Origin of the sequence: Gillisia limnaea DSM 15749 (assembly GCF_000243235.1) — a bacterium.
Lineage (GTDB): Bacteria > Bacteroidota > Bacteroidia > Flavobacteriales > Flavobacteriaceae > Gillisia > Gillisia limnaea.
The window spans coordinates 832,052-855,668 of record NZ_JH594606.1 but is presented as its reverse complement, the minus strand read 5'-3'; the positions used below and the strand labels follow the sequence as shown (position 1 = coordinate 855,668).

General features: G+C 40.0%; 14 protein-coding genes. All 14 read left to right on the top strand.

What is annotated here, in order from left to right; translation table 11 throughout:
• Positions 1–72: 72 nt before the first annotated feature.
• The 14 genes from queA (at position 73) to tnpA (ending at position 23,291) form a co-directional block, all read left to right on the top strand.
• On the top strand, positions 73–1,122 hold the full coding sequence (gene queA / locus GILLI_RS05525) for a tRNA preQ1(34) S-adenosylmethionine ribosyltransferase-isomerase QueA (RefSeq protein WP_040506853.1): 1,050 nt from the start codon (positions 73–75) through the stop codon (positions 1,120–1,122).
• Positions 1,123–1,557: 435 nt separating this feature from the next.
• The gene (locus GILLI_RS05515; RefSeq protein WP_006988124.1) at positions 1,558–4,302 is read left to right on the top strand and encodes a helix-turn-helix and ligand-binding sensor domain-containing protein; all 2,745 of its coding nucleotides are present in this window, start codon (positions 1,558–1,560) and stop codon (positions 4,300–4,302) included.
• A 227-nt stretch (positions 4,303–4,529) separates the two neighbouring features.
• Positions 4,530–7,565: a SusC/RagA family TonB-linked outer membrane protein gene (locus GILLI_RS05510; RefSeq protein WP_006988123.1), complete on the top strand. Its 3,036-nt coding sequence runs from the start codon at positions 4,530–4,532 to the stop codon at positions 7,563–7,565.
• A gap of 10 nt (positions 7,566–7,575) precedes the next feature.
• Positions 7,576–9,123 (top strand): RagB/SusD family nutrient uptake outer membrane protein, encoded by a 1,548-nt coding sequence (locus GILLI_RS05505; protein WP_006988122.1) that lies wholly within the window; start codon positions 7,576–7,578, stop codon positions 9,121–9,123.
• Between the two features lie 23 nt (positions 9,124–9,146).
• Positions 9,147–10,868 carry a LamG-like jellyroll fold domain-containing protein gene (locus GILLI_RS05500; RefSeq protein WP_006988121.1) on the top strand — a complete coding sequence of 574 codons (1,722 nt, stop codon included), beginning with the start codon at positions 9,147–9,149 and terminating at the stop codon, positions 10,866–10,868.
• A gap of 256 nt (positions 10,869–11,124) precedes the next feature.
• Positions 11,125–12,474 carry a glucoamylase family protein gene (locus GILLI_RS05495; RefSeq protein WP_006988120.1) on the top strand — a complete coding sequence of 450 codons (1,350 nt, stop codon included), beginning with the start codon at positions 11,125–11,127 and terminating at the stop codon, positions 12,472–12,474.
• 26 nt (positions 12,475–12,500) lie between these two features.
• Complete coding sequence (locus tag GILLI_RS05490) at positions 12,501–13,862, top strand: glucoamylase family protein (RefSeq protein ID WP_006988119.1); 1,362 nt, start codon at positions 12,501–12,503, stop codon at positions 13,860–13,862.
• A gap of 34 nt (positions 13,863–13,896) precedes the next feature.
• Complete coding sequence (locus tag GILLI_RS05485; RefSeq protein WP_006988118.1) at positions 13,897–14,694, top strand: carboxylesterase family protein; 798 nt, start codon at positions 13,897–13,899, stop codon at positions 14,692–14,694.
• A 48-nt stretch (positions 14,695–14,742) separates the two neighbouring features.
• Positions 14,743–16,548, top strand: coding sequence for a family 43 glycosylhydrolase (locus tag GILLI_RS05480; RefSeq protein WP_006988117.1), 1,806 nt, complete (start codon positions 14,743–14,745; stop codon positions 16,546–16,548).
• Between the two features lie 39 nt (positions 16,549–16,587).
• Positions 16,588–18,855 carry a beta-glucosidase BglX gene (gene bglX, locus GILLI_RS05475; RefSeq protein ID WP_006988116.1) on the top strand — a complete coding sequence of 756 codons (2,268 nt, stop codon included), beginning with the start codon at positions 16,588–16,590 and terminating at the stop codon, positions 18,853–18,855.
• Positions 18,856–19,422: 567 nt separating this feature from the next.
• On the top strand, positions 19,423–19,884 hold the full coding sequence (locus tag GILLI_RS05470) for a tRNA (cytidine(34)-2'-O)-methyltransferase (protein WP_006988115.1): 462 nt from the start codon (positions 19,423–19,425) through the stop codon (positions 19,882–19,884).
• A 373-nt stretch (positions 19,885–20,257) separates the two neighbouring features.
• Positions 20,258–20,596: a DUF4377 domain-containing protein gene (locus GILLI_RS05465; protein WP_006988114.1), complete on the top strand. Its 339-nt coding sequence runs from the start codon at positions 20,258–20,260 to the stop codon at positions 20,594–20,596.
• A 93-nt stretch (positions 20,597–20,689) separates the two neighbouring features.
• Complete coding sequence (locus tag GILLI_RS05460; protein WP_006988113.1) at positions 20,690–22,522, top strand: ABC transporter ATP-binding protein; 1,833 nt, start codon at positions 20,690–20,692, stop codon at positions 22,520–22,522.
• Between the two features lie 319 nt (positions 22,523–22,841).
• Positions 22,842–23,291: an IS200/IS605 family transposase gene (gene tnpA / locus GILLI_RS05450; RefSeq protein ID WP_006988112.1), complete on the top strand. Its 450-nt coding sequence runs from the start codon at positions 22,842–22,844 to the stop codon at positions 23,289–23,291.
• The last annotated feature ends 326 nt before the right edge of the window (positions 23,292–23,617 follow it).

Below are 23,617 nucleotides of genomic sequence, written 5' to 3'. Positions count from 1 at the left end.
AACCTCTATTTGCTTGACAACGCCTATTCTCAGGTTGTATATTTGCACACTTAAAAAAATGTAACTATGGGAATGAAACTTTCACAATTTGGTTTTGAACTTCCGGAAGAGCTTCTGGCAGAGTATCCGGCAGAAAACAGGGATGAATCAAGATTGATGGTGTTGAACAGAAAAGAGCAAACGATTGAACACAAACAATTTAAGGACATTATAGATTATTTTCAACCGGAAGATGTTTTGGTGCTTAATAATACAAAGGTTTTTCCTGCTCGATTATACGGGAATAAAGAAAAAACCGGAGCCAGAATTGAAGTATTCTTATTGAGGGAACTAAATCCTGAAACTAAGTTATGGGATGTCCTGGTGGATCCTGCAAGAAAGATCAGGATTGGGAATAAATTATATTTTGGAGATGATGAGAGTTTAGTAGCAGAAGTGATTGATAATACTACTTCCAGGGGAAGGACCCTTCGGTTTTTATATGATGGTTCCTATCAGGAATTCAGAAAGAAACTGGACGAATTAGGGGAAACTCCGTTGCCAAAATATATCAAAAGAGAGGTTCAGCCTGAGGATCAGGAAAGATATCAAACCATTTATGCTAAAACCGAAGGTGCAGTTGCTGCTCCTACCGCCGGTTTGCATTTTTCCAAACAACTGCTTAAACGCCTTGAGATTAAGGGGATTGATTTTGCAGAGGTGACTTTACACGTTGGTCTGGGAACTTTTAATCCGGTTGAGGTAGAAGATCTTTCAAAGCATAAAATGGATAGCGAGGAAGCTTTTATCGATACAAATGCAACCAGAATAATCAATAAGGCTATTAAAGAGCGAAGAAGAGTATGTGCCGTGGGAACAACCTCGATGAGGGTTCTTGAAAGTGCGGTTTCATCAAATCATACCTTAAATGAATTTAGCGGATGGACCAATAAGTTTATTTTTCCTCCGTATGATTTTAGCATAGCAAATTGTATGATCACCAATTTTCATACACCAAAATCTACTTTAATGATGATGGTTTCTGCTTTTGCAGGACATGATTTTATGAAAAAGGCGTATACAGAGGCGATCAAGGAAAAATATAAATTCTACACGTATGGAGATGCGATGTTAATCATCTAAATTTCATATTCTGTAAAGGAAATTAGCCACGAATTCACAAATATTATATTTGGGGATTCGTGGCTTTCTTGTCTAATCCCTCACTAAGGGTTTAACCCGCCTAACCGTCGTGCAGTTTCCGTGTCCCGATAGCAACCGGCATGCCTCGAATTTTCAAAAGGGATTTTTCTCCTGATAACAACTGGTACATACCTCGCGGGGGCTTCCCGAAATGAATTTCTTTTAGGCGGACCTGCCCGAAGGTTGCGGGCGGGCTTTCCTCGAGGTTCTTGCGTACCCGTTTGAGCATTCCCGGGGTTAATCGATTTACCTCCGGAAGCTTAAATTATTTTTTAGCGATCATGATCTTTGAAGAAAAACTTCTGTAAAACTTCAAATTTCGTCATTTTCTTCATTAAATTTACTTTTGTAGACCTGCTCAAACAAATAAGCCTTGTGAAAATATTTATAGCAAACATGCTGGTTTTGTTGTTGTTATCCGTTCAGGATACTACATCACAGGTATTAATGCCACCTATACAAAATTATTCAACAGGGGATTATGCAGCAGCCAGTCAAAACTGGGATGTAAGCCTTGATGACCGGGGAATTCTGTATGCCGCCAATAATCAGGGGCTCCTTAGTTATGATGGGCAAAGCTGGGAATTATTTCCTTTGAAAAGCAAAGCTATAATCAGATCGGTTTATTCCCATGGTGCCAGGATTTATATTGGTTCCTATCAGGAATTCGGTTATTGGATTCGTGATGATAAGGGAGAAATGTGTTATACCTCACTGGTTCCGCTAATAAAAAATTATGCTTTTAAAAGTGAGGAGATCTGGGAGATCGTATCTTACAAGGATGCCATTTATTTTAGATCATTTGGAGCTATTTATAAGTATTCCAATAATGAGGTTGAAGTTGTGATATCCGGTGTGTTTGGCAATAAAATGTTGGTTTACCAGGATCGTTTATTGCTTTCTATAAGCAGGGAAGGCCTGTTTTTTTTGAACGAGGATAATGAGCTGGAAGCACTTCCTGATCAGGATATCCTCAAAGGCCAGGTGGTAATGGATGTGGCTGTCAGGAATGAGAATTTATTGATCGCTACCAGACAGGCTTTGTACGAATTTGATGGTGAAAAATGTTCTTTATACCGGGATAAATTATTGAATGAGAGATTTGAAAATGACGAGCTTAACACCATTCTTGTAGAATCATCTTCCAATATAATTTTTGGAACCATAAAAAATGGGATCATTCAGTATAACCCCGTTACCCGGGAGATAAAAAGTTTCAACAGGAATAATGGATTACGAAATAATACCATATTGGGGATCGCCAAATACAATGGGAAGATATGGGTTGGGCTTGACAACGGCATCGCAGAAATAAACCTGAATTCTCCAATTTCTTATTTTATAGATGATACGGGACAATTGGGGGCGGTTTACGACATGGCCTTTCACAAAAACAAATGGTACTTGGCAAGTAATACGGGGGTTTATGTTTTTGAAAATGATAAACTCCAAATGTTGGAAGGTGGACAGGGACACTCATGGAACCTTGAAATTATAGGCGGAAAGCTTTATAGTAATCATAATACTGGTACTTATGAGATTCTTGATAAGAACTTTGTTCCAGTGGAAAAACGCGCGGGAAGTTTCCAGATTTTACCGGTCCCAAATGAAAAAGATATTAGCCTGATTGCAACCTACACCGGAATAAGTATTATTTCAGAAAACGGAGAGGTCATTGAAATCTCGGATATAGATTTTCCGATAAAACAGGTTGTCTTTGAGGATGAATCTACGTTTTGGGCAGCTCATCCGTATCAGGGTTTATATAGGTTAAAGTTCAACAAGGATTACAGTGGAATCGATTTTCTTCAAAAAATAGATACTATTCAGAATGTTAAAAATTATAATGCCCATGTGTATAAGATATACGATCAAATTGCCATTTTAAATAATGAACGCTGGTATAAATATAATGTACTTCTGGATAGTTTAGAAGCGTTTAAAGAACTCGATGCATTTTCCGATTTTAGATTAATCAACGAAGATCTAGGCAATTTCTGGTTTGTAGGAAGAAATAAAAATGACTTGATCTTCACCGATTTTAAGACCGAAAAGTTAGTTCTTTCCTCGGTTAATCTGGAAAACAGACTGGTGATAAACAATGAAAATATCATACGATTTAACGATTCTATTTTTTACGCATCTCTGAACGATGGTTTTGCTGAAATTAATATAAATAAGGTCCGAAGGCAGCAAAATGGGCGATTTAAAGCCAAACCAATAATTAAAGGTGTGGAGGATTTGGAGAAACGTTACAGCTTAAAAACTGCACCGGAAATACCTTATGAAAATTCAAGGATTATTTCCTTTTTCGTGGGTTTTCCTGATTCAAAAGCAGCTTCCCTCAATTATGAGCTTCACGGAACCGATACTATCTCAGGAACAGTAAGCAATGGTAAAGTAAGCTTTCAAAACTTGGCTCATGGGAGCTATTCATTGCAGTTTTTTGGACAGAGTCCTCACGGTAAATATTCACCCTATACAAATTTTCCCTTTAGGGTACTGCCTCCCTGGTACTTATCAAGTTCGATGCAATTTTTATACGTACTTCTTTTTCTTGGCCTTATTTTACTTGTGTACTGGATCAATAGACTTAAACTTAAAAAGCACAGGCTGCTTTTAGAACAAAAATTTGAACAGGAACATCAACTCAAATTGAATAATCTGGAAAAAGAAAGATTATTGGATGAAATAACGCTCAAGCGAAAAGAACTTGCAAATACCACCATGATAGCAGCCAAGAAGAATGAGGTATTAATGGAGATACAGGGTGAATTAAATAAAGATAAAGGAAAATTTACCGATCAATTTCAGTTAAAGCGTATCATAAACAAAATAAACAAAGCCATAAAAAATGAGGATGAGTGGCAGGTTTTTGAGACGAATTTCACAGAGTTGCATGAGGATTTTTTTAGAACGCTCCTTAAAAGCTATCCTGAACTAAGCAATAAGGATCTTAAACTATGCTCTTATATAAAGATGAATCTTTCTTCTAAAGAAATTGCGCCATTAATGGGTATTTCGGTTCGTGGAGTTGAAGTGCACCGTTACAGGTTACGTAAAAAGATGGAGCTGGATAGCAAGGAGAATTTAACCAGTTTCTTGATCAAAGAATTTTAACAACTCTCAGTTGATGTAGCTTCCACGTTCAATTTTTACTACATCATTAGTACTACAGATGTAAAATATTTCAATTAATTTATACTTCATATAATTTTAAAAGGTTGATTTATAGAGTTTTATCTATTAAATAACTTTGATGTATCTTTTATGTACTACATCGTTTGCGTTCCAAATGGATATCCGCTTATCTTTAGTATAAAATTTAGTAAAAAAACACTGACCGTATGAAATTCAATTTTACACTGTTCTTAGCATTGCTGATTACTACTATTGGCTTTGCTCAAGGATCAAAGACTATTAGTGGTACCATAATGGACGCTAATGATATTCCTTTAGCCGGAGCTGAAGTTAAAGTGGTAGACAAACCCGCTTTTGCCGTAACCGATTTTGATGGCCTTTTCACAATTGAAAATGTTAGCCAGGGCGATGTTTTGAGAATTACCTATTTAGGATTTCTTCCGAAGGAAGTGGTCGTTGGTGCTCAGGATAATTACGTAATTGTATTAAACGAAGATGCATCCCAGCTGGATGAGGTTGTGGTAATAGGATACGGAACCCAGAAAAAGGTCGATCTCACAGGTGCTATTACTACTATTGAGTCGGAAGATATTACAAGAACACCTTCTGGTTCTGTGATGCAATCATTACAAGGTAAAGTGGCGGGTTTGCAAATAATAAGTAGTGGTGCTCCAGGTACGGCTCCTACAGTTCGAGTTCGTGGTCTTGGATCTTATACCGGAGGTGGGGCTTCTAACCCGCTCTTCGTTGTAGACGGCACCTTTTACGATGATATTAACTTTTTGAACAGCGAGGATATTGAAACCATTTCAGTGCTCAAAGATGCATCGGCATCTGCTATTTATGGGGTAAGAGCTGCAAATGGTGTAGTTCTTATTCAAACTAAATCTGGAAGAAAGAATCAGAAACCTCAAATAACCTATAGCGGCTATCAAGGTTTTCAAATTCCTCAAAATGTTGTCAAATTATCGAATTCTGAACAATTTGCCACCTTAGCAAGAGAATCTGGTTCTGCTGCAGAAGCGAGTTTTATAGATAACGCCATTCAGCGTTATGGACGTAGTAGAATAAACCCTAATATACCTGATGTAAATACAGATTGGTACGATTTGATTTTACGTGATGCTCTAATACAAAATCACAGTCTAGGAGTTACAGGTGGGTCTGAAAACATTACCTATTCCCTAGGAATAAGTCAATTTGAACAAGAAGGTATTCTTAAAATGAAAAATGACTATGAGCGATTTAATATAAGGTCTAAAATAAATGTTGATATAAGCGATCGACTAAAAGTAGGAGTTTCATCACTTTTAAGCAATGCTACCAGATACCGTCCGGAAGATGGTGCTTTTAGTTCTGCATATTTTGCGGTGCCTACAATGCCCGTTCTGGACCCATCTAAAACAGACGCATTCCCCAGACCGTATGCCGATGCGCAAGACCTAGGGTACAGAGGGCCACAAAATCCATTTCCTTTAATGGAAAATACGGAAAACAGGAATAAAATACGGAATACATTAATGACTTTTGATTTAAGCTATCAACTGATTCCGGATATGCTAACTATTAAAACGGCATACTCTCATAATTTTGAAACAGTGGAAACAAGAGACGTAAGACTTCCATTCTTTTTTGGTAATGGAAACGCTTTTAGGGAAAATGCGGAGTTAATCAAAAGAAATGAAACGTTTTCTGAGCAAACCTGGGACAATACCTTAACATATAATGATGATTTTGGAAAACATAATTTAACTGTTTTAGCAGGTACCTCTTTTAGAGATAGATCTTTTGAACAATTGCGTGCAACAGGATTAAACTTCCCGAATGGTCCTGGAATTGGGGACGAATCTTATTTCCTGGATTTGGCAAAAACAATTGATTTGGATGGGGTTGGCGATGGTGGCGTGAGACAATATTTCTTCTCTTATTTTGGGCGTGTTGCTTATAATTTTGATGGTCGTTACCTGCTGTATGGAACTTTTAGGGCAGATGGAACAAGTAAATATCAGGAAAAATGGGGCTATTTCCCTACTGTTGGTGCCGGTTGGGTAATTTCACAAGAAGATTTCTGGGGAGATAATAATCCGGTAAGTTTCCTGAAATTCAGGGCTAGTTGGGGTGAATTGGGAAATGCCAATGTAGCTGCAAGTACCGGAGGTATTACTTCAACAGAGGTTGATGCCGCTTTTGGTGATATCCGGTTTCCAGGATTGGTTACCAGTAGTGATTTTGAATCTTTAAAATGGGAGGTAACTGCTGAAACAAACGTGGGGATCTCCGCAACTTTATTCGATAATCACTTATCTATTGAGTCCGATTATTTTACCAGAGAAACAACAGATGCCATAATTCCGGTTTCAAGACTTTTAGTGCCAGGATCAACCAGGCAGAATATTGGAAGAATTAAAAACTCCGGATTTGAGATTGCGTTAAATTGGAATAAAAGTGTTTCTGAAGATTTTAGTTATAATATAGGTGCAAACTTTTCAACCTTAGAAAATGAAATATTAGATTTAGCAGGACAAGAAAATTTAACCACTGGAGGGGATGTGCAACAGCGATCTGTAGTTGGAGGTGCTATAAATTCTTTCTTCGGGCTTGAGGTTGCTGGTGTATATCAAACTCCTGAAGAAATTCAGGCAGATCCTGCAGCACAAGCAGCTTTAGCAGATGGGCTAGTGGTGTTACCGGGTGATTTTAGATTTGTAGATCATAACGGAGACGGGATGATTGATGCACAAGACAGAGTGGATTTAGGATCCTTTTTGCCAAGCTATACATTTGGTTTTAATCTGGGGCTTAACTATAAGGCCTGGGATTTTTCTTTAAATGTAATTGGGCAAGGAGGCAATGTCATAGCAAATATCAAACGTTTTGCAATACGACAAACGTCCGATCCTAATATTGATAGGGAATTTTTCATCAACCGTTGGAATGGTCCTGGCACTTCAGATTCCTATCCCTCTGCAAGAGGCATAAGAAACCCATGGAGCAATCAATTTCTTAATAGCTTTTTTGTTGAAGATGGGGATTTTGTTCGATTGCAAAATGTCACATTGGGATATACATTGCCACAGTTAAAAGGAAAATTCAATCCTGACATTAGGTTTTATTTAACTGCTGAGAGGCCGTTAACTATATTTGATTACAATGGGTTCACACCAGAGGTAGCAGATGGACGAGATAATCAAACCTATCCTATCCCAGGGGTATATACATTCGGAATGAATATTAAAATTTAAAAAAAAGGATATGATATATTTAAAAACAAAACAATTGCCTGTGCTTCTAGTATTTCTAGCCATGCTGCTAACAGGCTGTTCAGATGAATTGGATCAACCGGAACTTAATAATAATTTTGCGGGTGGTACAGATTTTTCGAAAACTGGCGATATGATCTTTTCACTCATTGGTGTCTATCAATCTGTTGGTGCCAGGGGTTGGGAACAACCGTTGGTGGTTGCTACCAGAGGTGATGATGTTAATGCTGCCGGGGATCAACAAGGTCTTAAAAATCTAGATCGCTATATATATGACAATTCTTTTTTTGGTTCAAGAACCTTATGGGAAACGTATTATGGTGATATTATTGGCGCTCACACGGGTATAGAACAAATTGAAAGATTCATGGAATTTGCAGATGAAGATGGAGTAGCCTTGGGAAATCAATATATCGCTGAGGCTAAAGTACTAAGGGCTATATTGCTTTTCCAACTGTCGCAAGTTTATGGCGCAGTATTTATTCCAGAATCCTCTGATCTTGATGATTTTGCTAATGTAACTTCAGTACCTACAAAAGATGAGGTGATGCAGCATCTTTCAGATCAGATGGATGAAGCCATTCCATTTCTGTTGGATATGCGACCCAACGAACGTACAGATTTACCAGGAGGCGTGACTAAGTATACGGCTTTACATATTAAAGCTTTAGCCAATCAGGAACTAAAAAATTATCAGGCAGTAGCAGATGCCACGGGGCAAATTATAAGTTCTGGCAAGTTTAGCCTTTTTCCTGATTTTTATGAACTTTTTAAAACTCCCGGAAAGTTAAGTAATGAAAGTCTGTATGAATTTCAATATTCCGATTTTGGTGCAGGTACAGGTACCAGGGTAGGCCATCTTTATGCGCCTTATGGCCCGAATGGTTGGACACCCGCTGTTGTTGGTGCTAGTGCTGGATGGGGCTTTTTTGAGCCTAGTTTGAAATTTGTTGAGTTTATGTTGGATAGGGGAGAAAGTAGTCGTTTGGAAACTTCGGTGTTGTTTACTCAAAATGGTATTGATAGTATTATATCTACAACATCTTTTACAGCAGCTACTCTACCACTTTTTGTATCTTCTACCACCAGAGATGGAGATATTCTTAGAGATAATGCAAGGCATATCTTTTCCAGCGGGAAACATTATTTACCAAGTAACCAATTAATTCCTGGGCGAAATGATTATGGTAGTAATAAAAATTATATTGTTTACCGTTATGCCGAAACACTTTTAATGTATGCCGAATCATTGTTGCAAGGGGCTTCAAACTCTGCCATGAGTGCAGATCAGGCAGTAAATTTGGTTAGGGAGAGAGCAGGCCTAACTCCAATAAGCGGAGTGACTTTAGATCAGCTTGTAGATGAAAAATATGCAGAACTTGCCATGGAGTGGGGTAAACGATTTTTTGATATGGTTAGACTGGAAAGATATGGAGAACTGAGTTATGAAGGTAGAACTTTTACAGCAGATAAAACTTTTGTAACATATCATCAAGATCAAAAAGACGAATTCCCAATATTAGATGAGATATCTAATTAATACTAACGAAAAAATTAAAAAGGATGAAAAATATAAATAAACTTTTTATAGGGTTATTTTCTATATTACTAATGTTTTCTTCGTGTAGTGATGGAATTGATCCTATAACAGCAGTAGATCCGGGTGCAGACGCCGGTAGCCCTGTAATCACTATTATGTATCCTGCTGAAGGAACCGCCATACAGGTTCCTGAAGCTGTAGCTACCATCGACATCAGACTTGAAGTTGTAGATGATATTGAAGTAGAAAAAATTGAAGTATTGGTGAACGGAAACCAAATAGCAATGTTTGATGAATTTACCGATTACCGAATTGTAAAGAGAACAGTAACATTTGATAATGTTACCAATGGGGAACACACACTTACTGTGAGAGCTACAGATATTTCCGGGAATGTGACCACCAAAGAGGTGAATTTCAGCAAAGAACCTCCCTATTCTCCCAAATATGCCGGTGAGTTTTTCTATATGCCTTATGATGGGGATTTTATGGAATTGGTAAATATTTATACAGCCGAAGAGATTGGAACTCCTGCCATTTCTTCCACTTCCTTCCTGGGAACAGGAGCATACAAAGGTGTGGCCGATTCATTTATTACGGTACCTCTTAATGAGGATGACCTTGGATCCGAATTTAGTGCTGCATTTTGGTATAAATTAAGTGGGGATGCAAGTCGTGCCGGGATACTGGTAGCGGGGGACAATGCTGATGACCGTAACCAGGGCTTCCGTCTTTTCAGGGAAGGATCTGCAACTTCACAAACAATTAAATTGAATGTGGGCACAGGAAGTGGTGATAGCTGGAATGATGGTGGAAGCATTGATGTAACGGGAGATTGGGTTCACATTGCTTTTAGTGTTACCGCTTCTGAAACTGTTTTATACGTAAACGGAATGCCTTTGCGCACTGCAACAATCCCCGGAGCTATAGACTGGACCGGGGTAGAGAAAATCACTATAGGGGCAGGTGGGGAGACCTTTAGCTACTGGGATCACAAATCAGATACCAACAGCCTTGTAGATGAATTAAGACTTTTCAATACAGCTTTGTCCCAAAGCGATATTCAAAATTTAATTAATGCCTCTGCTGTAACATTGTATATGCCATTCGACGGACAATACAAGGATATGGTAGCAAACCGTGAGGTTACAGTAGTTGGAACTCCAGGCTTTGCGGGAGAAAGTGTAGAAGGTACTGATGCCTATGCGGGAGCTGCAAATTCTTATCTTACCCTTCCTTCAGAAGGTTTGTTAGGTGAGGATTTCAGTGCTACTTTCTGGTACAAAGTGAATGCCAGTCCTGATAGAGCCGGTCTTATAACAATTGGTCCGGAGGATACAGAAAATGCGAGTTTTCCCGATGTTCAGAATAAAAGAACAAGTGGCTTCAGGCTTTTCCGCGAAGGAAATGCTACTGAACAACGTATAAAATTAAACGTTGGTTCAGGAACAAGCGATCACTGGAATGATGGCGGCGTTATTAATGTTGCTGAAGGAGACTGGGTGCACGTGGCGTTTACCATTTCTAGTTCTGAAACTGTTATCTATCTTAATGGAGATGCGGTGAACACAGGCGCATTACCCAATGCAATAGACTGGACCGGAACCGATCTGGTTTCCATTATGTCTGGGGCTCCAAGGTTTTCCGAGTGGGGTCACTTGTCCGACACAAGTTTTATGGATGAATTGCGCTTCTATAATAAAGTGCTTACTCAGGATGAAATTCAGTCCGCAATGGCTGATTAGTTTATAATAGGCTCCGGCAAATCCCTAAAAAGCTGGAGCCTTTTTATAAATTTTAAACAGATCCCTTCACGACCTGCAAGGCTATTCACTTTCAGGATATAGGTCTGAAAATAACCAGGAAAAATATTTAAAAGTATGCTATCTCTTTAATAGAAAATAAGAGGTAACGAAATTCCATTTCTAAATTGAAAATTATTTAGCCCAATAACTTTGAAAAAAGTTATTGGTTTAAGCCAATAATAAAAATCACAGGAAGATGATAAACTTAGAGAAGTTGAGGAAATTTTATTTAATTGGAATGATCCTGATTTTCTCAGCTTGTTCCGGTGATGATGGTCCAGGTTATCAGGAACCCTATATTCCCGACCCCGGAAATGGAAATACAGGGGAACTACTTAGCGATGACGAACTTTTAGAGAAAGTCCAGCAACAAACCTTCAAATATTTCTGGGACTTCGCGGGAACCAATTCCGGTCTTGCTAAGGAGCGTTCCCAGGCCGATGCTTATGGTGGTGAAGGTAGAAATATTGTCACGATGGGAGGTTCCGGTTTTGGCCTTGCGGCATTTCCGGTTGCGGTAGAGCGTGGCTGGGTATCCAGATCTCAGGCTATTCAACGTCTGGAAAAGATCCTGGATTTCCTGGAAACCATTCCTACCTACCGTGGCGCATATTCTCATTGGTACCTGGATAATACTGCCCAAACAAGACCTTTTGGCGACATGGATGATGGCGGAGACCTTGTGGAAACGGCATTCCTAATGCAGGGATTGCTAATAAACAGACAATATTTTTCAGAAGAAACGAGCATTGTAAACAGGATAACAGCACTATGGGAAGCAGTGGAATGGGACTGGTATACCAAGGAAGAAAATGTGCTTTACTGGCATTGGTCGACAAATTTCGGGTTTCAGAAAAATTTGAAAATCCAGGGATGGAATGAATCGCTTATAGTTTATGTGTTGGCAGCATCTTCACCAACTTATTCTATACAGCCTGAAGTTTATCATCAGGGATGGGCATCCAATGGGAGTATGGTGAATGACCGACAACACTATGGAATTAATTTAACTCTTGGACCCGCATTTGGTGGTCCGTTGTTCTTTGCTCATTATTCGTTTATAGGACTAGATCCCCGGAATCTAAGCGACCAATATGCCAATTACTGGGAACAAAACCGCGCACATAGTCTCATCCATTATAATTATGCAATAGATAATCCGAAAAATTTTGAAGGTTATGGGGAGAACAGTTGGGGATTTACAGCCAGCGATAATTTTGACGGTTATTCGGCCCACAGTCCCACCAACGATTTAGGTGTAATCACACCTACAGCTGCCTTGTCCTCATTTCCCTATACTCCTGAAGAGTCGATGAAGGCCCTGAGGTATTTTTATGAGGAAAGGGGAAATGAACTTTGGGGACCTTATGGTTTTTATGATGCTTTTTCTGAAGAGGAGAACTGGGTTGCCAATGGCTATCTGGCCATAGACCAGGGACCAATAATTTCAATGATCGAGAATCACAGAACAGGATTGCTATGGGAATTATTTATGGCCGATGAAGAAATTCAGGCAGGTCTTGCGCGTCTTGATTTCAATTTTTAAATGCTGTTGCGAACAAAATTTAATATATGACCAATTTGAAAATTAGTTTATTACTGCTTTTATTTATTACCAGTATTGGCTGTAAGTATAACAGGGAAGTAGAAACTACAACAAAGGAACAACAGGAATTAACTGATGATGCCTTAATGGATACAGTTCAAAGACAAACCCTTAAATATTTTTGGGAGTACGCCGAACCCAACTCCGGAATGGCACGCGAACGCTATCACCCGGATGGGGAATATCCAAAAAACGATGCCCATGTAGTTACCACCGGAGGATCTGGTTTTGGACTTATGGCCATAGTAACAGGAATGGAACGTGAATTCATTGAACGTGATTCGGCAGTAGCAAGATTGGATAAAATCGCAGAATTTTTAGATAATGCACCAAGATTTCACGGAGTTTGGCCTCATTGGTTAAACGGCGAAACAGGCGAAACCCAGGCTTTTAGTGACAAAGATAACGGGGGAGATCTTGTTGAAACCTCCTTTTTAGCACAGGGCTTTATCGTGGTACGCGAATATTTAAAAAACGGGAACGAAGAAGAAAAAGCAGTTGCTGCAAAATACGACGAGCTGTGGAAAGGTATCGAGTGGGAGTGGTATACGAACAATAAAGACGGACTTTACTGGCACTGGTCACCGGAGTATCAATGGGAAATGGATTTTATGATCGAAGGTTACAATGAGTGTTTGATTACCTATGTTATGGCCGCTTCATCACCAGATCATTCCATAGAAGCAAGTGTGTATCACAATGGTTGGGCCAGGAGTGGAGATATCTCTACCGCTGTTGAGGCCTATGACCTGCCTTTAATTCTAAAACATAATACCAGTGGTGACAAAGGTGGCCCCTTATTCTGGTCGCATTATTCTTATCTGGGTTTAAACCCACAAGGACTCAGCGATCAATATGCCAATTACTGGGATCTCAATGTAAATCACAGCAAGATCAACTATAATTATTGTGTAGAGAATCCTAAATGCTTTGAGACCTATAATGAAAATTCCTGGGGGCTCACGGCCAGTTATACCAAAAATAAAGATGGGAGTATAGCTTATGCAGCTCACTCGCCAGATGAGGACAGAGGGGTAGTTTCTCCTACAGCGGCTTTAGCCTCACTCCCATATACTCCTAAAGAGTCTATGAGGGCTATGCGATATTTTTATGAGGAACAACATGACCTATTATGGGGTCCTGCAGGATTTTACGATGCTTTTAGTCTTGAGGGAACTCCGTGGGTAGCTAAAAAATATCTTGCGATAGACCAGGGACCAATTGTAGTAATGATAGAGAATCACCGATCCGGCCTCATCTGGGATTTGTTTATGAATGCGCCTGAAGTAAAACAGGGATTGGATAAATTGGGATTCAGTATTCAGTAGTAACTTAAGGTTTACAGTTTTTAATTCTACGATTATGAAAAACAGAGTTTTATATTTAGGAATTTTGATTGCATCTTTTATAATAGCACCTTTTTGCTCAGCAGAAGCACAATCTAAAATGGATTTTAAAAAAGAACATTTTATAAAAGGTACCGATACTTTAAATTATCGCATTTTATTTCCAAAAGATTTTTCAGAAGACAAAAAATATCCGGTAGTCCTTTTTCTACATGGAGCCGGGGAGAGGGGAAATGATAACGAATCTCAACTCACCCACGGCAGCTCTCTTTTTCTTGAAAACAGGGAGAATTTTCCTGCTATTGTGATCTTTCCGCAGGCACCAAAAGATGACTATTGGGCAAAAGTGGAGGTTAATCGGGATGCCATTCCTTTTCAGTTCGATTTTAAAAATGAGCAGCCGGCCACTACTTCATTGAAGTTGGTGATGGATTTAATGGATGAAATGGTTATGAAAAACTTTGTAAATAAAGATCGAATTTACGTGGGCGGACTATCTATGGGAGGAATGGGAACTTTCGAACTCATTTACAAGAAACCCGTATTGTTTGCCGCAGCTTTCGCTATTTGCGGTGGGGCAAATCCAGAAATTGCTAAGGAATATCCGCAAGGCTTCAATATTTGGCTTTTCCACGGAAAAAAAGATGATGTAGTACTTCCAAAATATTCTGAAGCGATGGCAAGGGCCATTAACCATTATGGCGGAAACGCTAAACTTTCATTATATCCGGAAGATAATCACAACAGCTGGGATTCGGCTTTTGCTGAGCCTAATTTATTGCCCTGGTTGTTTTCACAAAAACGAACTGAATAGGGACGAGAAAAGAATTGACAATTATTAATCTGTTTAAGACGGAAAGAAATGAAATGTTATAAAAGCATACTTACAGCAACGGCCTTATTATTTGGTGTTATTATGTATGCACAGGAAGTAGTTCCGGAAACTTATATAAATCCTCTGGATATTGATTATACCTATATGGTTTATAATTCAAATAAGAATATTTCCTACCGTTCCGGAGCAGATCCTGCGGTTATTGAATTTCGTGGCGAATACTACATGTTTGTCACACGTTCTTTTGGTTATTGGCATTCCACCGATTTGATCAATTGGGAATTTATTAGACCAGAGCAATGGTTTTTCGAGGGTTCCAATGCACCAACGGCATTCAATTATAAAGATTCGCTGGTATATTTTGCAGGCGATCCCGCAGGTTACGGGAGTATTCTTTACACAGATGACCCGAAAAGTGGGAAGTGGACACCAACCGCATCAATTACCAAAAATATTCAGGATTCAGAATTATTTATCGACGATGACGGGAAAACCTACTTGTTTTGGGGCTCGTCAAATGTACATCCCCTTAGTGTGAAAATGCTGAACAAAGACGATCGTTTTCTTGAAACCGGGATTGAAAAAGAACTTTTCAACCTGGTGGAAGAAGAACACGGTTGGGAACGCTTTGGTGAAAATAATTTTCATCCAACCTTAAAAGAAGGATATATGGAAGGTGCATCGATGACCAAACACGATGGTAAATACTATTTACAGTATGCGGCACCCGGTACACAATTTAATGTGTATGCCGATGCTGCTTATATAGGCGAAACCCCGCTTGGTCCTTTTACTTACATGAAAAATAATCCCATGAGTTTCAAGCCGGGCGGTTTCACCAATGGGGCAGGCCACGGGATTACTATGAAACAAACTAACGGACAGTACTGGCATTTTGCCACCATGGCCCTGGCTTCCAACTCTCATTGGGAACGCAGGCTGGCTATGTTTCCTACCTATTTTGATGAGGAAGGTTTAATGTACACCATTACAAGCTACGGCGACTATCCATTGTTTGGACCAGATCATCCAACAAAAGCGGGACAGCATAGTGGCTGGATGTTGCTTTCTTACAAAGGAAAAACAACGGTTTCATCTTCGCAAATGCAGGTGAAAAGAAGTACTTCTACCTATGATGATTTTGACATCACCGAAATGCCACTGGAAAAGAACAGTGAAGGTGAAATTATTTCGAAGTTGTTAACCGATGAAAGCCCGAAATCCTTTTGGGTTGCTGAAGCCAATGATGATGAGCAATGGGTTGAGATCGAAATGCTTTCCCCCGGAAATATTTATGCTTTTCAATTAAATTTTCATGATCAGGAGTCGGGCATTTATACCCGTATCGAAGACTTACGGCATCGATTCACACTGGAGGTTTCAGAGGATGGCAAAAACTGGGAAACGGTTGTAGACAGAAGTAAAAGTTATAAAGATGCGCCAAATGCCTACATCACCCTTAATCAACCTGTACAAGGAAAATATGTTCGCTATAATAATTTCGAGGTGCCGGGGAATAACCTGGCATTATCCGAAATAAGGGTATTTGGTAAAGGTTTAGGTAAGAAGCCTGCAAAGGTTAAGGGATTCGAAGTTTCCCGCGAGGAAGATCGAAGAGATGCCTCCTTTACTTGGAATCCGGTGAAAGGAGCTCAGGGATACAATATCCGCTGGGGCATTGCTCCAGATAAATTATATCAATCCTGGTTGATTTACGATGAAAATGAACATTTTATGCGCAACCTGGACCGTGATACAGAATATTACTTCAGTGTTGAGTCATTCAATGAGAATGGGATTTCTGAAAGGTCTGAGATTATCAGGGTGAAATAATCGAAACAAAAACCTATTTTAATAAATAAAGATTTTACAATGAGAAAAATTTATCTGTCAATTAGTATGTTGCTTCTTGCGGGCAGCTTTGCGCTTCAGGCACAAACTCAAATTCCTGAAGTAGAGGAACTCCTCTCTAAAATGACTCTGGAAGAAAAGATCGGTCAGCTTAATTTATTAACTCCCGGCGGTGGTGTTGCTACAGGATCTGTGGTGAGTGAAGATGTAGAGGCCAAGATCAAAGCGGGAAATGTAGGAGGAGTGTTTGGCGTCTCGAGCCCAGAGCGGGTTAGACAGGCCCAGGACCTTGCAGTAAAAAATTCGCGACTTAAAATTCCGCTGCTTATAGGTAGCGATGTGATCCATGGGTATAAAACCACGTTTCCTATTCCGCTGGGACTTTCGGCCAGTTGGGATATGAAACTTATAAAGGAAACCGCCCAAATAGCAGCCAAAGAAGCCACAGCCGATGGGATTAACTGGAATTTCTCTCCAATGGTGGATATTTCGCGCGACCCTCGTTGGGGCCGGGTAGCTGAAGGTGCAGGAGAAGACCCATACCTGGGCTCGCAGGTTGCTAAAGCAATGGTTGAGGGTTACCAGGGAGATGATCTTTCTAAACCAGAAACAATGATCTCTACTGTAAAGCATATGGCGCTCTACGGAGCTGCTGAAGGTGGTCGCGATTATAATCGTGTAGATATGAGTCGTGCAAAAATGTTTAATGAATATCTGCCACCTTATAAAGCCGCAGTAGATGCCGGAGTATGGAGTGTAATGACCTCCTTTAATGACATAGACGGGGTTCCCGCTTCAGGAAATAAATGGCTGCTTACCGATGTTTTACGTGAGCGCTGGGGATTTGACGGGTTTGTGGTATCAGATTATACTTCGGTAAACGAAATGATCGCTCACGGCATGGGAGACCTGCAGGCCGTTTCGGCACTGGCGATCAATGCCGGGTTGGATATGGATATGGTTGGAGAAGGTTTTCTTACCACCCTAAAAAAATCTGTTGAAGAAGGGAAAGTGACTGAAGCAACTATTACTGCTGCTACCAGAAGGATCCTTGAAGCCAAACACAAACTTGGTTTGTTTGATGATCCCTACAGATACTCTGATGAGAGCAGGCCTGCAACTGATATTCTTACCGCGGAGCACCGGGCGAAAGCAAGGGAAGCTGCCACCAAATCTTTCGTGCTTCTTAAAAAACATAATAATACCCTACCTATCTCTAAAAATGCAAAGATTGCGCTTATTGGTCCGCTGGCAAACAACAAAAACAATATGCTGGGAACCTGGGCACCAACCGGCGATCAACAGCTTTCAATTCCACTCCTGGAAGGTTTTAAAAATGTGGCGCCCAATGCCAGCATTACCTACGCAAAAGGGGCCAATATTAGCGATGATACCACATTCGCAAAAAAAGTGAATGTATTCGGGCCACGTATAGAGATTTCAGAAGAATCTCCTGAACAATTGTTGAAGGAAGCTATGAAGTTGGTTGCGAATGCCGATGTGGTTGTTGCAGTGGTTGGAGAAGCATCAGAAATGAGCGGGGAAGCCGCCAGCCGAACTGATATTTCTATTCCTGAAAGTCAGAAGAAACTTATAAGAGAACTTGCCGCAAGCGGAAAACCCGTGGTACTGGTCTTAATGAGTGGTCGCCCGCTTACCATTTCGGAAGAAATGGAATTACCGGTGAGTATATTACAGGTATGGCATCCCGGAGTGGAAGCAGGAAATGCTGTAGCCGATGTTGTTTTTGGAGATTATAATCCTTCGGGAAAACTTACCTCTACCTGGCCTGTGAATGTGGGACAGATCCCTATCTACTACGGAATGAGAACCACAGGGAGACCTGCAGCTTCAGAGGAGTTCGAGAAATTTAAGTCCAATTACCTTGACGCTCCAAACGCCCCTCTATTTCCCTTTGGATATGGGTTGAGCTATACAGAATTTGATTATTCCAATGTAAAAGTGAGTAATCCTACACTTTCTGAAAATGGAAGTATTACCATCTCAGCAACTGTAACCAATTCCGGAGATTATAACGGCGAAGAGGTTGTGCAACTTTACCTGCACGATAAAGTGAGGTCTATTACTCCACCAATGAAAGAATTAAAAGGTTTCGAAAAGATCTTCCTTGAGAAAGGGGCTTCTCAAACCGTGACATTTGAGATCACTACAGAAGACCTTAAATTCTATAACAATGAGGAGGAATTCATCTTTGAACCCGGAGAGTTTGAATTTTTTGTAGGTGGCAGCTCCGATAGCGAATTTACCGGAAGTTTTACGGTGGATTAAATCCAGCGGTTGGATTAAAATGATCGGGAAATGAAAAAATAATTTCACTAATATTTTTTGTTTTTCCTTTGACGCTTTTAGTCCCAAGAAAGATTATAAAACACTTTGTAATCTAAAATGATGTTTTAGAGAGAGCAAAGGCTGAAAAATGTGAATAAATAATGCTTGATGTTTTCTGAAATAAATTTAGCCACGAATTCACGAATTTTTTATTTGTGTTCCCGTGGTTTTATTTTATAGAATGTCTAGGGGAATAGATTTTAGGTTAAAATTTTACATAACTTCTTTAAATTTCTCATTGAGGATTTAAGTTCCAGAGGCCTGTCCGAAATACATTTCATTCAGGCGGGCCTCTTCGTACCCTTCGGGCGAGCCTGCCCCGAGGTTCTTGTTTAAATAAAAATCCAAAACCCAGGCAAAATTTCAACAGGTTTATTTTCCTTTGTCGTTACAAGCATTGCTAACAACAGGTTGATTTATAAAAAAACCTGAGAACATTTTATAGCAGGCAGCTAATACTGTTGAATATTGAAATTGAATAGGAAGAGGAAATAGATAAAATTAATTATGGGATATAATATTGTGCTTATAGAACCGGAAATTCCAATGAATACCGGAAATATTGGTCGGTTGAGCCTGGCATCGGGATCGACTTTGCATTTGGTGAAACCCTTTGGTTTTGAGTTGGACGATAAAAGGGTAAAACGAGCCGGACTTGATTACTGGAAGCATATTTCCCTAAAAATTTACGAAAGTGCAGATGAATTTTTCGAAATAAATAAAGATAAGAAAATGGCGTTTTTCTCAAGCCACGGAGAGAAAGAGTATTATGATATTGACTATACCGATGAGATGTTCTTCATTTTTGGAAAAGAATCCGGCGGATTGTCTTCTGAAATCATAGAGAAGAATCCGGATAAGCTATACAAAATCCCTATTTTTAGTCCGCATATAAGAAGTTTAAACCTTGCAAACGCAGTGAGTGTTGTGGTATATGAGGGAATAAGAAATCTAAAATTCAAAATTTAAAATTCCAGAATCAATTAACTACAGGGAAAGCCGATTTTTGAGCCGCCTTAAATTCTTTTAAGCTCTTGCGATCGAGTTCGCTGTTTTACGGTTTACTTCTTTTGGTCATAAGGCAAAAATTAGGAAAAGAGGGGTTTTTAATTCCAGATAAATAGAGAATAGAAAGTAAGGCAATACTATTTGATCGATTTTATACCTGGAATTCTGTTTAAAGATTCTTGTGGGATTTCTGTAAAAATTACACTAACTTTAAGATACATCTAATTCATTTTTATGAAATGAACATAATGCGAATACGATACAAACACCGATGAAAATAAGCGAATTACTCCCGATATCGGGAGCCCAATTAAGAAACAATAAATAGTTACATATGAAATTACATTTTATCCTTTCAATATTTGCATTGGTTTTTAGCTGTAATGATAATTCAGACATTCCTGCAGAAGAGATCGAGCTTAGGGTGAATAGTTACACGGTAGAATGTTATGGGGAAATGGAAGGCAAGTGCCTTTTAGTACAGGAAGGGGACAAAATAGGAACAGAAGACTGGGAGTTTTTCTATTATGAAGATAGCATAGAGGGGTTTGATTATGAACCGGGTTATATGTATGATCTCATCGTTCGAAAGATCACGGTAAAGGATCCGCCGCAGGATGGTTCTTCCTTCCGGTATGAACTTATCCGGGTTACTTCCAAAGAGAGCGTTTAAACCAACAAAAGTGGCTTAAACATATCATAATTTTGGTAGCCGGGTTCAGGATTTCAAATTCCATTGTTACCTTGCAGCTAAAATAACTATTCCTTGCCCAGACCAAAAACATCCTTAGAACCCAATAAGATAAATTTCAGGGAGAGCTTTGCTTCCCTAAAATTCGTGCCTCGTTTTTTTAAAGAGATACGAAAAGTAAATCCTTTGCTTTTTTACGTAAATGTCCTTTGCCGGATCCTAAATGCCATCCTACCGGTGTTGATGCTTTGGGTAGGTAAACTCATTATTGATGAAGTGGTTTTGCAAATGGCTGCCGATGTAAAAGATCTGGATTTGTTATGGATTTTGGTGGCGGCAGAATTTGGACTTGCCGTACTTTCAGATCTTTTAAGCAGGGGGATTAGCTTAAGTGATGCTTTGCTGGGCGATCAATACTCCATAGATACTTCGGTGAAGATCATCAAAAAAACTTCAGAATTAAACCTGGATCAGCTGGAGGATTCCGAGTTTTATGACAAACTGGAAAGAGCACGCCAACAAACTACCGGTCGCGTGGGGTTGATGTCCAATATTCTTACCCAGGGTGAAGATGTGATCGTGATCTTATCCTTGCTTGTGGGGGTGGTTACCTTTGAACCCTGGCTTATTATTTTGCTGGTGGTTTCTATTATTCCCACGATCATCAATGAGATCAAATTTAGTGGTACGAGTTATTCCCTGGCACGCAGCTGGACACAGGAGCGGCGGGAGCTCGATTATTTGCGTTATGCCGGTGCGAGTGATGTTACCGCGAAGGAAGTCAAACTTTTCGGGCTTTCAGATTACCTGGCAGCACGATTTAAGGATCTTTCAGACAAGTATTACATTCAAAGCAAAAAACTGGCAAAACAGCGTGCCGGCTGGGGTTCGTTCTTCAATGTAATTGGAACTACGGCGTATTACGGAGCCTATGTTTTTATAATTTTTAGAACCGTAGCCGGGATATTTTCACTTGGAGACCTTACCTTTCTTTCGGGATCCTTCAACCGGTTGCGAACCAAGTTACAGGGATTTTTCACCCGGTTTACGGCCATTACAGAAAGTGCCCTGTACCTGCAGGATTATTTCGAATTTCTGGATATGAAATATTCTGAGGCTGTTTCCGAAGAAAAATTACCGCTACCCAGGAAAATTCAAAAAGGCTTCGAGTTTAAAAATGTAGGATTTAAATACCCAAAATCTGAAAAATGGGTGGTTAGACATATCAATTTTGAACTTAAAGCGGGCGAAAAACTGGCTTTTGTGGGCGAGAATGGCGCCGGTAAAACAACGCTTATAAAATTGCTGCTTCGGTTTTATGAACCTTCGGAAGGAGAAATTCTTTTGGACGGAATTCCGGTAAAAGAATACAACCAAACCCAATACCAGCAATATTTTGGTGTGATCTTTCAGGATTTTGTGAAGTTTGAATTAACGCTTCGGGAGAATATTGCGATGGGGGAAATTAGCCAGATTGAAAATCAACCCAGGATAAATCGTGCAGCGGAAAAAAGCCTGGCCGATGAGGTGATCTCTGAAATGCCCGGAGGATATGACCAGCAACTTGGGAAACGCTTTAAGCAAGGGAAAGACCTTTCCGGCGGGCAATGGCAAAAAATCGCTATTGCAAGGGCTTATATGAAAGATGCTGAGGTATTGATCCTGGATGAGCCGACATCGGCTCTGGATGCCCGTGCAGAAACCGAAGCATTCAATCGATTTATAAAACTCACCGAAGGAAAAACAGCCGTGATCATATCGCACCGCTTTAGCACCGTTCGAATAGCCGACCGGATCATGGTCCTGAAAGATGGTGCTGTCCTGGAAATTGGTACTCACGAGGAATTGATGCAGAATGATAAATTGTATGCAGAATTATTTAATCTTCAGGCAGCAGGCTATCAATAAAAATCTTATTTTAATCTAATAATGTTTCAGGCCTTCAGCCTGAGGCTTTTCTTGGGGCGATGCCCCAAGGTATTATCTTGCAGGCCTTCAGCCTGCAGCTTTTTTGCGGGGAATTTTTTGGGGAAATTTGCTTTGGGCAGGAATTTCTTGGGAGGGAATTTTTTGGGGCGCTGCCCCAAGGTTTGATCTTGCAGGCTTTCAGCCTGAGGGAGATTGCTAAGAGCCTGAAGGGCTCGGACATTACAAGTAGAGGCAGCGCCTCTACATAGATAGCACATACAACCTCAGCCTGAAGGGCTGATACATAAAATCATTATATATGGGACAATCACTAGCACAAATGTATACCCACCTGGTCTTTCGAACAAAATATGGGCGTCCCTATATTCAGGAGGACATAGAGCCTTTATTGCATGCCTATATGGCCGGGATATTAAAAAATATGGAAAGTCCTGCCTTGATAATCAATTCTGTACCGGATCATATTCATATCCTATTCCGACTTTCGAAAAATTTCGCTTTGGCAAAGGTGGTGGAGGAAGTGAAGAAACAATCGTCCAAGTGGATGAAGGAAAAAGGAGTAGTTGGATTTACGTGGCAAATTGGATATGGAGCTTTTTCTGTAAGTAGCTATAAGGTAGAGGTGGTGAGAAATTATATTCTTAGGCAAAAGGAACATCATAAAATTGTGACTTTTAAGGATGAAATTGAAAAATCTATGAAGGATTATAATATCACGGAGTATGATGCCAAATATTTTTATGAATAATTCTTCTTGGGGCGATGCCCCAAGGATTGATGTTTCAGGCCTTCAGCCTGTGGGTTTTGCGGGAGATTTCTTTCTTTGAGGCGCTGCCTCAAGGTTTGATGTTTCAGGCCTTCAGCCTGAGGGTTTTTTGGAGAAATTTCTTGGAACGTTGCCCCAAGGATTGATGTTGCAGGCCTTCAGCCTTTGGGTTTTGCGGGAGATTTCTTTCTTTGAGGAGATGCCCCAGGGATTGATGTTTCAGGCTTTCAGCCTGTGGGGAGGCAAAGAGCCTGAAAGGCTCAGGCATCATAATTTGAGGCATAGCCTCAATCAGCCTGAAGGGCTGA

What these genes read in the sequence shown, in the direction of transcription:
- GILLI_RS05485 (WP_006988118.1), top strand. Translation starts at nt 13,897, where the DNA reads ATGAAAAACAGAGTTTTATATTTAGGAATTTTGATTGCATCTTTTATA.
- GILLI_RS05500 (WP_006988121.1), top strand. Translation starts at nt 9,147, where the DNA reads ATGAAAAATATAAATAAACTTTTTATAGGGTTATTTTCTATATTACTA.
- tnpA (WP_006988112.1), top strand. Translation starts at nt 22,842, where the DNA reads ATGGGACAATCACTAGCACAAATGTATACCCACCTGGTCTTTCGAACA.
- queA (WP_040506853.1), top strand. Translation starts at nt 73, where the DNA reads ATGAAACTTTCACAATTTGGTTTTGAACTTCCGGAAGAGCTTCTGGCA.
- GILLI_RS05505 (WP_006988122.1), top strand. Translation starts at nt 7,576, where the DNA reads ATGATATATTTAAAAACAAAACAATTGCCTGTGCTTCTAGTATTTCTA.
- GILLI_RS05480 (WP_006988117.1), top strand. Translation starts at nt 14,743, where the DNA reads ATGAAATGTTATAAAAGCATACTTACAGCAACGGCCTTATTATTTGGT.
- GILLI_RS05495 (WP_006988120.1), top strand. Translation starts at nt 11,125, where the DNA reads ATGATAAACTTAGAGAAGTTGAGGAAATTTTATTTAATTGGAATGATC.
- GILLI_RS05465 (WP_006988114.1), top strand. Translation starts at nt 20,258, where the DNA reads ATGAAATTACATTTTATCCTTTCAATATTTGCATTGGTTTTTAGCTGT.
- GILLI_RS05490 (WP_006988119.1), top strand. Translation starts at nt 12,501, where the DNA reads ATGACCAATTTGAAAATTAGTTTATTACTGCTTTTATTTATTACCAGT.
- GILLI_RS05510 (WP_006988123.1), top strand. Translation starts at nt 4,530, where the DNA reads ATGAAATTCAATTTTACACTGTTCTTAGCATTGCTGATTACTACTATT.
- bglX (WP_006988116.1), top strand. Translation starts at nt 16,588, where the DNA reads ATGAGAAAAATTTATCTGTCAATTAGTATGTTGCTTCTTGCGGGCAGC.
- GILLI_RS05470 (WP_006988115.1), top strand. Translation starts at nt 19,423, where the DNA reads ATGGGATATAATATTGTGCTTATAGAACCGGAAATTCCAATGAATACC.